Annotated in this window: 4 protein-coding genes; all 4 read left to right on the top strand. The window is 35.8% G+C overall.

Going from position 1 to position 12650, the window contains the following annotated elements:
* The first annotated feature begins 1364 nt into the window (after nucleotides 1-1364).
* Nucleotides 1365-9566 carry a G5 domain-containing protein gene (locus CYJ72_RS03130; protein WP_284630407.1) on the top strand — a complete coding sequence of 2734 codons (8202 nt, stop codon included), beginning with the start codon at nucleotides 1365-1367 and terminating at the stop codon, nucleotides 9564-9566.
* Nucleotides 9454-9915: an LPXTG cell wall anchor domain-containing protein gene (locus CYJ72_RS11620; RefSeq protein WP_369599370.1), complete on the top strand. Its 462-nt coding sequence runs from the start codon at nucleotides 9454-9456 to the stop codon at nucleotides 9913-9915. Before CYJ72_RS03130 ends, CYJ72_RS11620 begins: the two co-directional genes overlap by 113 nt.
* A gap of 771 nt (nucleotides 9916-10686) precedes the next feature.
* On the top strand, nucleotides 10687-11844 hold the full coding sequence (locus tag CYJ72_RS03125) for an alpha/beta fold hydrolase (RefSeq protein WP_284630405.1): 1158 nt from the start codon (nucleotides 10687-10689) through the stop codon (nucleotides 11842-11844).
* A 10-nt stretch (nucleotides 11845-11854) separates the two neighbouring features.
* Nucleotides 11855-12622 (top strand): glutaminyl-peptide cyclotransferase, encoded by a 768-nt coding sequence (locus tag CYJ72_RS03120; protein ID WP_066126217.1) that lies wholly within the window; start codon nucleotides 11855-11857, stop codon nucleotides 12620-12622.
* Nucleotides 12623-12650 lie beyond the last annotated feature (28 nt).

Genomic DNA, 12650 nt, shown 5'->3' with positions numbered 1-12650 from the left:
AAACATTCTGAAAAAGCTGAATAAAGCAAGACAAATATTAGGTGCTATCCCCTTTGAAATACCTTTCTGATTGTTAAATTAAATTTTAAATTTAATCTAAATTTAATCTAGTGAACAAAAAACAGCAAATGTAATATTAACTTTTTAAGAATTTGTTAAGAATACTAAATAATATTGATGAAAGCTTATTGCTATGCTATTTTTAATATGATAGAGGATCTAAAATTAGGTTTGACCTGCTATCTAAACGATATAGCATTGAAGGGGGAATGCACCATAAATAGAATTAAATATAAAATTTTATTAATTGGATTATATTGTATCAAATGGAACTTAACACTTTATAGGCCAGGAATGCATTTACGATTGGATAACAGGATGTTAATCGAATCAGATCTATAAAGTTATAGTTGAAAAAATACTGTTTCAAAAGTTAAAATCAACCGAGATGATTTTAATTATGAAACTCGTGAACATAAAAGTGAGACTTATAAAAAATAGTGAAATGTTTCATAATAATGATGATAGTGGATGTTTATTAAGTAAAAATATAACATTGACAGTCTTAGACACCTTGAATTTCATGGTTATGAAGTTAAAGAGACAAGCTTTTTCATAAAATGACCTTTGGATCGACGGTAATAAATCATAGTCAACAGAAAGAAATTAAACAGGTTTATCGCAAACATCAAACCTTTAGATTGTTATATCGTTAAGTACTCAAGTCATTTTTCAAAGTGAAAAAATTGACTTAAAAATTCAATGAAGGATTCATAGGAGAGATCCAGAAGTCACAGTAGTTATTTTTGATGAATAGGGAGAAATCATCAAATGAACAGATGAAAGTAAGGAAGATAAAAATAAAGGAAATGGTTTTTAGCTTAATGACAGTAATTTTACTAGAAGAATTTAAAAGCAATCATCAAATCACAGTAGGGTTAACTTAAAAATTAGGAATCATTTATTTTTATACTGAAAACCAATTGGTAGTTGATGACTTTAGACAAGCGAATTTGTCAATGGAAGACTAAACCATAAAATTTGGTAACAATCAGTATACTACTAAGTTAAGAGTCATCTGAAAACAGGCCAGTCGCTCCCTAACTTGATATCTTCGTCAAGGGGAGTCAGTCATAAATCTATTAATAAAAAAATAGCTTACTTATCAATTATGGCGTTTTATCGCAGTTTGAGTAGGATTGATAAGCAAAAAATGGCATATTATATTCTTAATGAATTAAAAGATGGTAATAAATATTATCTTTTTAAAGATAATAACAAACGATTGAAACCTGTTGTTTTATGATAGGTAAACAAATGGGTTTTATTTCAATATTTCAACATATTAAAGTAAGGAGAATGACATGCATAAGCAATATAGATATACATTACGTAAAACCACTCTCGGTTTAGCCAGTGTGGCGATCTCAGCATTTTTAGCGGGACAAGCGCCCACCGTTGATGCGGCCGAAGCAGCTGAGATTATTAATGTTGAAGGAACACTACCAGCAATAGAAGAACCCGAAGCAACTGTCCCAGTTTCAGAAGTAGCTCCTGAAACTAATAGTGTAGAAGAAGTGCCTGCTGCTACACCAGTGGCAGAAGCAACTTCAAGCGAAGCAACGGAAGCCGACACCAACAATGTGTCTGAAGAAGCTTCAACTGAGCCAGTGGCAGAAGTTGAGTTAACAGAAACCAACCAAGAAACCAATGAAGTTAACACGAAAGATGCTTCTGAAGAAGCCTCAACCGAAGCAGTAACAGTGGCTCGTTCAGCACAAGCTAACGAAGAAAATCGTGAAGCTAATAACGCTGAGGAGACGTCACAAGATGAACCTGCTACAACAATGTTAGAACGAAGTGCAACGGAAGTACCAGCTGAATCAGATACATTAGATACTTCAGCAGAAGTAGCACCGTCTCAACAAAAACCAGCTGCAACTACCGAACCAAACTATGCTGAAGATGAGAAAAAGATTCAAGATTATAGCGAAAAAGAACGCTATAAGCAAACAGAACTGCAGCCAGGAAATACCAATCAAAAATTGGATAACAATGATGAAAAGGTAGTCAAAGACGGTTTTAAATTTCAAACTAGTAACCCAGCAGCTGACACTCCTAGTAAGAGAGAATATGGTTACCAAATCACCATCGACAAGAAGACTGGCCAAAGAACTTATACTAAAATTACTGTAACTGATAGTGGTCTTATTCCTGTAAATCCTGGAGATAAGTCAATGATGGGTCAGGGAGATAAGTTAACTGTTGAATCTCCTGATGTAACCTATAAGCCGAATGAAGATGTAGAACTAACAGCTAGTGGGAGACAAAGAAACCTAAATTATGAAGCTAGTGAAGAAACCTTAAAGCATATCAATAATAAGGACAATGACTCGACTTCTTTTGGTTTTAAGGATAATTATACTCAAGATAATCCTAATAATAAGTTTTTCAGAGATAATTTCGGTATAACTTACCAGGTCAACCCTTGGCCAAATGAAAATGATAAGCTTGAGGAGCTTAAGCTTAATAAAAATAACTATAATCCAAATGCAAAATACTTTGTCCAAGGGCAAGATATCGACACCGGTATCAAGGTAGATAACATCGACGAAAGTGCCAAGGAAAGATTAGTTGGACAAGTTTATAATCCTGTAACAGGAAAGATTGTCCCAGGCGCAAGTGCCTATATCGGTGATAATGGAAATATCTATGTTAAAATGCCGGAAGGAGCCCTTAAGAAGGACGAATCTGGTAAGACAGTCATCAATGAAGATTCTATCTTCAACAAACCTGAATACAAGGGGCTACAAAATTTTGATGTCAAATTCTTTGCCCGTCCAAGAACAGTGGATGAATTTAAAGCCATAGCAGAAGCACCTGAGGATGAATGGGATAGAGGAACTTATGTAGAAACAGGAGCAGGAACTGCTGAAATCAACCATAAAGGTAAGAGTGTCACAATCGATAAGCAAGGCATCGACCGTTACGACCACTACAACCTAGTTGGTGATTTCAAGCTAAACCTAGATGATACAAGATATTATGACCAAAAATTCGTGGATGGTAATGGTGATGATACAACTAAAGTGACTTCATCTGCTGTAAAACCTGGAGAAGCATTTAAGGTTGGAATTGTAGAGCCAGAAAATCCAGGTGAAACTGATAAGTCTGCAGAAGAAATGAACGCTGCCGAAAGCAAGGGGGAAGCTTCTGGTAGGCTGATTATGGACTTTATAGACCGTGAAAACAAGGGCAAGGCACCAGAAGACCAATGGAAGGTTGAATTACACAAGGGAGACATCGCAAACTTTACCGTTACTCCACCAAAATCAGCCAAGGCTGGAGACTTTATGGCAATCCCTATTGAGTACACTTATACAAATGGTTCAAAAGACATCCACTGGTTCCATTTTGTTGTTCAAGAATCAACCTACATCAAGCCGGAGTATGACGCGCAAGTTAATTACCCAACTAAGGAGCAAACCTCACCAGCAAAAGTAATAGAAGATGATAAGAGAATAGCCCCGAACAGTTATACTCTTCCAGATACTCTAGAAACTGACGGAGAGGGTAATAAGCTAGCTACAGATGATAGCGGCAATAAATGGACTGTAAAACTTGATGAAAAAACAGGTCAAGTAACTGCAAAACCAGTAGATCCTACAGCCTTTAATGGTGGTGAAAAACTTACTCTGCCTGTAATAGCTCACTATGTAGATGATCAAAAACCAGGTGAAGACATAACAGAAGAAGTAAATGCTTACTTTGTAATCGAAGAAAAGGCAAATATGACGCCACGTTACAATGCAAAAGTTGGTAAAGAAGAAGACGAACTATCTTCAGATGTTATCCTAAATACAGAAGATAAATACAACCGAAGACCAGGTAAGTATACCCTAGAGTCTAATACCTTTACAGATGACAAGGGTAATGTTTGGAATGTTTCAATCGATGAAACAACAGGTAAGGTAACTGCAACGGTACCAAATGCTGAAGAAGGCAAGACCGTTGACGGAGCCCTACTAAATGTACCAGTAACAGCTCATTATTATGAAGAAGATGGTAAGTTAGAAGTTGGAACAAAGACAACAGAAGTCCAATTTATGGCTTATGGTACAAATGGTACTGTTGAAAAAATCCTAGACATTCCTTTTGAAACTAGGGTAGAAAAAGATTCAAAACTTAAAAAGGGCGAAATTAAAGTTATAACTGAAGGGGAAAAAGGTTCTAAGAAAGTAACCTACACTATCGTAGATTCTGAAATTACAGATACCAAAGAAGAAGAATTAATAAAACCACAAGAACGTCTTATCTATGTAGGTGAAGGCACAAAAGACGGCACTCATTCGATTGAAGAAAAAGTGGAAGTACCATTTGAAGTTGAAGTCCAATTTGATGATAGTCTTAAACCTGGAGAACAAAAAGTAACTCAAGAAGGCGTTCCGGGAGAAAAAACTAGAACAACCACTCTTAAAATCCAAGATGGTGAAGTTATAGATACAACAACTATCGACTTCAAAACAACAAGAGAACCTGTTAAAAAAATTATTAAAGTAGGTAGAAATACAGATGGTGAGATAGTACACAATGAAGTAATCCCATTCGAAACAACAGTCGAAGTTAATTACGAACTAGCAAAAGGTGAATGGCGATATAAAAAAGTGGACAATGTTGAACTCAAGGGGAAAGTTGGTAGTAAGAAAACTACTTATACCATTGAAAATTCTGAGGTGACAGACACTAAAGTTGAAGAAATTAAACCAGAGAATGCTGTTATCGAAGTCGGTGGCAAGGACTTCGTTGGTGAAGTAAAACACGTGGAAGAAATTCCATTTGGATACACTGTTAAAGAAGTAGATAACCTCAAAAAAGGTGAATACGAAATTATAAAACCAGGAAAAGCTGGGTCTAAAACTACAACATGGAAGATTGTAAATTCTATAGTTGACGGAGAACCAACAGTTACCACAGAAACAGCAGAAGACGCTATTATTCATGTTGGTAAGGGGACTCTCGATGGTACTCACAAGGTTGAAGAAAAAGTAGAAGTTCCTTTTGAAGTTGAAGTCCAATTTGACGATAGTCTAGCTCCAGGTGAACAAAAGGTAGAAGTTGAAGGTGTTCCAGGAGAAAAAACTAGAACTACAACCCTAACTATTGAAGACGGCAAGGTAACAAATACTGAAGTAAGCGAATTTACCCAAACCAAAGCTCCGGTTAAGAAAATCATCAAAGTAGGTAGAAATACTGAAGGTACTCACACTCACGAAGAAAAGATTCCATTCAAATACGACATCTCGTATGACAAAAACCTAAAATCAGGCGAATATGTCATTGATGTTGAAGGAACTGAAGGTACTAAGAAAACAACCTGGACGATTAAAAACTCTGAAATTGTCGGAGAAGCAAAAGTTGAAATAACGAATCCAGTCAATGCAGTAATTAGAGTTGGTCAAAAAGACTTCACTGGTGAATTTAGTCACGAAGTAAAAGAAGAGATTCCATTTACAGTAAGAGTCATTGAAGATGAAACTCTAGAAGCTGGTAAGAGTGAAGTGGTAACTCAAGGTCAACCAGGAACTAAGACAACTAAATATACTCAAACTATTAAAAATGGAGAAGCGGATGGAGAATTAAAATCTGAAGAAACAGCGAAAACTGAGCCAGTTGAACATGTCATAAGAGTTGGTAAGAAGCCAGCGACAAATTATATTGAAGAAAATAGTAGTGTGCCGGTAGATATTATATATAAATACGATCCTGACATGGAAGTAACTACTGCCAGAAAAGGAGACTTGATTCCTGGGAAGGTTGAGACAGTTGTAACTAATAAATACAACCCGGAAACAGGAGAAATCGAAACTGTTAAAGAAACAGTAGTAACAAATGCTAAGCAAGAAATAATTATCGGTGTGAAACAGTATACTGGTGAGTTTAAGTACGATTATAACCAACAAATTCCTTATGAAACTGAGATAATCTTTGATGAGACACTAGCTTCAGGTACTATAGAAGTGGATAAACCAGGTCAATTAGGAAATATCAAAACTGAGGTAATTGCTAAATTTGAAAATGGTAAACAAGTGTCTAATGAAGAAAAAGAACTTGAACGAACAGAGCCAGAAAAGAGAATAGTTAGAGTAGGATCAAAAACAGACGGAACACATCAACATAAGGAAGAAATTCCATTTAAATATACTGTGATATATGATCCAGAAATGCCAGCCGGAACATATGAAGAAGTCACTCCAGGTAAAAATGGTGAAAGAGTAACGATTTGGACAATTAATAACTCTAAGATAGTAGGAGTACCAACTACTGTCGAAACTCAACCTGTAGATGCAGTTATTAAAGTGGGAAGCAAAGATTTCACAGGTAACTTTGAAACAACGAATACGAAACCGATTGAATTTGAAACAGAATACGTTGTAGATAATTCATTAGAACCCGGGACAACAAAAGTTGAACAAGAAGGTTCACTAGGTGAGGAAGAAACTAAAGTTACCCATACAATTGTGAATGGTCAAGTAACCGAATCAACAGAAGGAGCAACTTACCAAACAAAAGCTGCAGTTAAGCGAATTGTAAAAGTGGGACCTGCTAAGACGGATGGAACCCATGAATACACCAATAAGATTCCGTTTGATGTAGAGGTTAGAGTAAACCCAGACCTTAAGAAAGGTGAACACAAGGTTGTCCAAAAAGGTGAAGTTGGGGAAGAAAAATACAGAATTACAATAGAAAATTCTAAAGTAACTGAGACTTCGGATGCTGTTATAACAAAAACTCCGGTTAAAGAGATTATTGAAGTAGGTAGCCAAGACTTCACTGGTAAGATTGAATATGTAGACAAGGATAAAGTACCATATGAAACTGAAGTAACAGTTGATCCAAGTCTAAAACCAGGTGAAATTGTAGAAGAGCAAAAAGGTGAACTTGGAGAACAAGAAACCAAGATTTCTAGAACAATTACAAATGGTGAAGCTGGTGAAGAAGTCCGTGGTGAAACAAATGTAACAAAAGATCCTGTTACTCGGAAAATTAGAGTAGGTTCTAAAACAGATGGTACTCACACTTATACCAATAAGAAACCATTTGAAGTAGAAGTAAGAGTAAACCCAGACCTTAAGAAAGGTGAACACAAGGTAGTTCAACAAGGTGTTGAAGGTGAAGAAGAATATACGATTACGATTGAAAACTCAAAAGTAATTAACACTTCAGAACCAAAAGAAACTAAGGCACCGGTTAACGAAATTATTGAAGTGGGAAGCGAAGACTTTACAGGTACGCATGAAACGAAGAAAACCAAGGCTGTTGAATTCGAAACAGAATATATAGTAGATAATTCAATGGAACCAGGCACAACAAAAGTTGAACAAGAAGGCGAACTAGGTGAAGAAGAAACAACTGTAACCCACACAATTGTCAACGGTGAAGTGACGAAGTCAGAAGACGGTGAAACCAAACAAACCAAAGCACCAGTTAAACGCATCGTTAAAGTTGGTCCTGCTAAGACAGATGGTACTCACACTTATACAAGCAAAAAACCATTTGAAGTAGAGGTAAGATTAAATCCAGAACTTTCAAAAGGTGAACATAAAATAGTTCAAAAAGGTGTAGAAGGTGAAGAAGAATATACAATTACGATTGAAAACTCAAAAGTAACAAACACTTCAGAACCAAAAGAAACAAAGGCACCAGTTAAAGAAATTATTGAAGTGGGTAATTCTGACTTCACTGGCAACGTGGAATATGTAGATAAAGACTCAATACCATTTGAAACAGAAGTAACAGTTGATCCAAGTCTAAAACCAGGTGAAATTGTAGAAGATCAAAAAGGTGAACTTGGAGAACAAGAAACTAAGATTTCTAGAACAGTCACAAATGGCCAAGCTGGTGAAGAAGTACGTGGTGAAACGACTCGTACAAAAGAACCCGTAAATAGAAAAATCAGAGTAGGTTCAAAAACCGATGGTCAATACAAAGAAACTGAAACAATTCCTTTTGAAGTTGAAGTTAGAAAAGACCCATCATTAGCTAAAGGTGAATGGAAATATGCCGAAATTGATGGTGTACAACAAACGGGTGAAAGTGGACTTAAAGAAAGAACTCTTACAATTGTGAACTCAAAAGTAACTGAAGAGTCTGAATTTAAGACAACGAGAGAACCTAAGAAGGCTATCATTTTAGTTGGTGAAGACAGTTCAACAGGTGAAGTTAAACATACAGAAGAATTACCATTCGGCTACAAAGTAGAAGAAGTCGACGACCTTCAAAAAGGTGAATACAGAATTGTGAAACCAGGTAAAGTGGGAACAAAAACGACAACTTGGACAATTAAAGACTCTAAAGTAGATGGTGATCCAAAAGAAGAAATCGTTCAAGCAGAAGATGCCCTAATCCAAGTAGGTAAGGGAACTTCCGAAGGTACACACGAAATCAAAGAGACGAAAGAACTATCTTTTGAGACTAGAGTTGAGTATGATGACACACTTGAAGCTGGACAACGTGAAGAGACTGGTGGCGAACCAGGTGAACAAGAAAGAACCAACACACTGGTAATTAAAGATGGTAAAGTTGTTGAAACCAAAGAAGGCGAATTTAAGACAACCAAAGAAGCGACTGATCGAGTAATCAAGATTGGTACGAAACCTGTTACTAAAGTCGTAGAAAAACCATTTGAAACAGATTACATCTATGATGAGAACGTTGAAATGGGCAAAGAAGAAGAAGTAACTCCAGGTGAAAATGGAAAAGTTACCATTACAACTTCTTATGATAAGGCTCAAGGTAAACTTGTTACTAAGGAAGAAACAAAAGATTCAATTAAGAGAGTCGTTAAAGTCGGTGTTAAACCAGTTGTTAAGGAAGAACCAATTCCTAATAATACTGAGTACAAACATAATCCTGAGCTTAAAGCTGGAGAGGTAAGAAAAATCCAGGATGGTACTCCAGGAAAAGTGATCATCACGACTATCTTCAATAAGGAAACCGGTAAATTTGAAACGAAAGTTGAAAGAACCGAACCGACTAATGCGGTATATGAATATGGTTCTAAAAATGATGGTAAAGTAACGGTTGAAAATGAAGTTCCTTTCGAAGTAGAAATTATTGAAGATCCAGAAATGGAAGCAGGTAAGTCTGAAACGATTCAAGAAGGAAAAACTGGTAAAAAAGAAACTACTATTACTATAGAAAATAGTAAAGAAGTTTCTAGAGAAGAAAAAATCACAGAAGAACCAGTTAAGAAAATTGTAAAAGTCGGAACTAAATGTAAATGTGAAATTCCAGAGGTTCCAGAACAACCAGAAGATCCAGAAGTTCCAGAGCAACCAGAAGATCCAGAAGTTCCAGAACAACCAGAAGACCCTGAAGAACCAGAGGACCCAGAGACCCCTGAAGAACCAGAGGACCCAGAAGACCCTGAGACACCAGAGGACCCAGAAGACCCTGAGATTCCAGAGAACCCAGAAGACCCTGAGACTCCAGAGAACCCAGAGGACCCTGAAACTCCAGAGGACCCAGGAGAATCCAGAAGTTCCAGAGCAACCAGAGGACCCTGAAGTTCCAGAGGACCCAGAAGACCCTGAGACTCCAGAGAACCCAGAGGACCCTGAAACTCCAGAGGACCCAGAAGATCCAGAAGTTCCAGAGCAACCAGAGGACCCAGAAGACCCTGAAGTTCCAGAACAACCAGAAGATCCAGAAACGCCAGGTGAGGAAGATCCGAAAGACCCTGAGACTCCAGGGGAAGAAAATCCGAAAAGATTTACAGAAGTTCATTATAATAAATCAAATGTCTTACCTGAAACAGGTGAAAAGACTTCAAAATCATTATTTGCTATTGGATTAATGTCTCTTCTTTCAGGCTTTACACTTATTAGTAAAAAATCAAAAAAAGAAGACCATTAAAAAATAATTTGACTTAACAAATTAGCAAATAGTCAATTTATTGATTTACTTTATCAAAATAGTGATAAAGCAACTACAAAAAATGATAGACCTATGTTGAATGTAATAGTTTATATAATCTATCAGTTCAACATAGGGTCATTATAAAGGGACCTTGGCTAACCAAGCTCCAGTATGACAATGTAATCTTTTGTAATAAAATGCCCCCTAACCGTTAGTGTAACATCTAATGAGTTGGGGGTTATTTGTTGTTCTATATAAGATATTAAAGAACGACTCGGTAAATCATAATAATCTCTCATTATTTGAGTAGCCGAATTTACCCATAGTGCTTGATTAAGAGTAGTGAACCAATCAGCTTAGAATTATTGAATTCACTTATTCTCGATTTATGCATCCAATATTTTCAACTTCATCAGTGGGCACTACTAAAACTATCGCATAATTTGTAAGCCATTATAAAATGATCATACTGTTTTTCCATATCCAATGCCCAACCAAGAACTCGTTAAACCATTTATGATTTTGTTATCTTTTAAATACGGTCCACACTTATCCTTATAAAATACTCCAGACCTTTTTCTCACTTCCAAACCATCGAACATTTTCCATCACATCCCGTTCTAACTTATTATAGCTTCATTAACATTTATAAAATGTCGTCCCATTTACCACTTAAAACAAATTTTTTTATTTTCCAAAATCCATTTCATATTCATTTTATATAGTTGTGATAAAGTTAAGCTATCAAATATGAAAGGATGTTTTTAAATGAAAAACAGCATCAAAACAAAATTATTAATTGCATCATTATTAAGTAGTAATTTAGTGGCACTTCCACTTTATCCTGTGAATGCAGAAGAAATGGATAATACTGAAATGACAGAAGAAATGGAAGACATGAACGAATCAGATACTACCATGGAAGAAAACATGGAAGGCGACATGGAAAGCGACATGGAAGAAACCATGGAAGGCAATATGGAAGGCGGTATGGAAGAAACAACAGAGCCGTCTGTGACGACGAAAGAAGAACATGTAGAAGAAAAAGATCCGATTCCAACAGATAAAGAAGAATTAAAAAAATTAATCAAAGATTATGGTACTAAGATAACTGTTAAAGATTTACAAATGAACGTATATGAATTAGGTGCGGAACATAAAGGTGAATCTAAAACATTAGTCTTCATGCCAGGTTTAGGTGAAGCTTCTCAACCTTTAACACATAAAAACTTATTGGATGCCTTAGCTAAAAAATATCATATTTTAGTAGTTGAACCATTTGGTTATGGGTTATCTGATGTAAGTAATGAAGAGCGTACAGTAGAAAACATTACCGAAGAGTTACATAGTGCATTAGAACAAATGGATGTTAAAGAATATTATTTAGTGGCACATTCATTATCTGGTTTATATGCTTTAAAATATTCTCAAATGTATCAAGATGAAGTCTTAGGTGTGATTGGGATGGATACGAGTACCCCAATGATGAACGGCTTTATGGAAATGCAACATGAAGAAGCACCAATCGATGATAGTGGTCAAGCGACTGATTTACCTGAGATTCCAGATGTAGACGATGAAGTGAATCTTCAATATCGCTACATTGCACAATTGAACTTAAATAATGCCGATGTGGTAGATGAAAGTAATCGTTCAAATCAAGTTTTAAATGACTTCAAAGATGAAAAAATTCCTTCTGGCATCCCAGCATTATACTTATTAGCTCAAGATTCTTATGAAGATATCGAAATGCGTCGTGAATTCATGGATAAAATTACGGAAGATTGGGAAATGCAACATAAATTATTATCTGAAAACCCAGACGAAGTGGAAACTCATATTTTAGAAGGGGATCACTTAATTTATATGACCCAATACGAAGAAATGGCACGATTAATTGATGAATTTATCAATAATCATAACTAGGAGATTACCGATGAAAAAGAGTTTTATCGTACTGCTTTGTCTGTTAATGGCAAATATCGTCTACACAACTGAGGTTTTAGCTGGTGAAATCAATTTACTTGAAAAGTATCCCGTTAACACACCACTGTTTACGCAAGGATTAGAACTCAATCAAGACAATGAATTAATTTTGGGAACAGGTTTACAAGGACAATCCAAAATAGGAAAATTTAACTTAGAGACCGGTCAATTAGAAGATGCTCAACTCCTACCACATAATTATTTTGGAGAAGGTCTTACCCATACTGAAAATTATTTATGGCAATTGACCTGGAAGGAAAAATTAGTTCTAAAACGTGATCCTAAAACATTTGAAATATTAGAAGAAATCCCTATGGAAACAGAAGGATGGGGGCTTTGTTATGATTCAGAAAACAAAGTACTTTGGCGTTCGGATGGGTCAAGCACTTTATATAAACATGACCCAGAGACGTTTGAAGTATTAGACAAAGTCAAAATTATGAATGGTAAATTAGCAGCTTCAAAATTAAATGAATTAGAATATTATAATGGATATATTTATGCGAATCGACTTTATCGTGATGAAATTGTTAAGATTGATACGAATAAAGGAGAAGTGGTTGATCAATATGATGTCCGCTCAATCATCGATGAGACAATGGACGAAGAGCAAATCGCAAGTATGGATACTTTAAATGGTATTGCACACATTAAGGATAATGAATTTTATATTACCGGGAAATTATATCCTTATATCTATAAAGTAACTTTAGATTAAAATGTTAATAAATGATAAAGAGGGGATA

Origin of the sequence: Globicatella sanguinis, assembly GCF_002847845.2 — a bacterium.
In the GTDB taxonomy this organism is placed as follows: Bacteria; Bacillota; Bacilli; order Lactobacillales; family Aerococcaceae; genus Globicatella; species Globicatella sanguinis.
This window is presented reverse-complemented; position numbering and strand designations above follow the sequence as displayed.

Bases quoted from the DNA above. Each gene is read 5' to 3' on its own strand.
- CYJ72_RS03130 (WP_284630407.1), top strand. From the start codon at position 1,365: ATGCATAAGCAATATAGATATACATTACGTAAAACCACTCTCGGTTTA.
- CYJ72_RS03125 (WP_284630405.1), top strand. From the start codon at position 10,687: ATGAAAAACAGCATCAAAACAAAATTATTAATTGCATCATTATTAAGT.
- CYJ72_RS03120 (WP_066126217.1), top strand. From the start codon at position 11,855: ATGAAAAAGAGTTTTATCGTACTGCTTTGTCTGTTAATGGCAAATATC.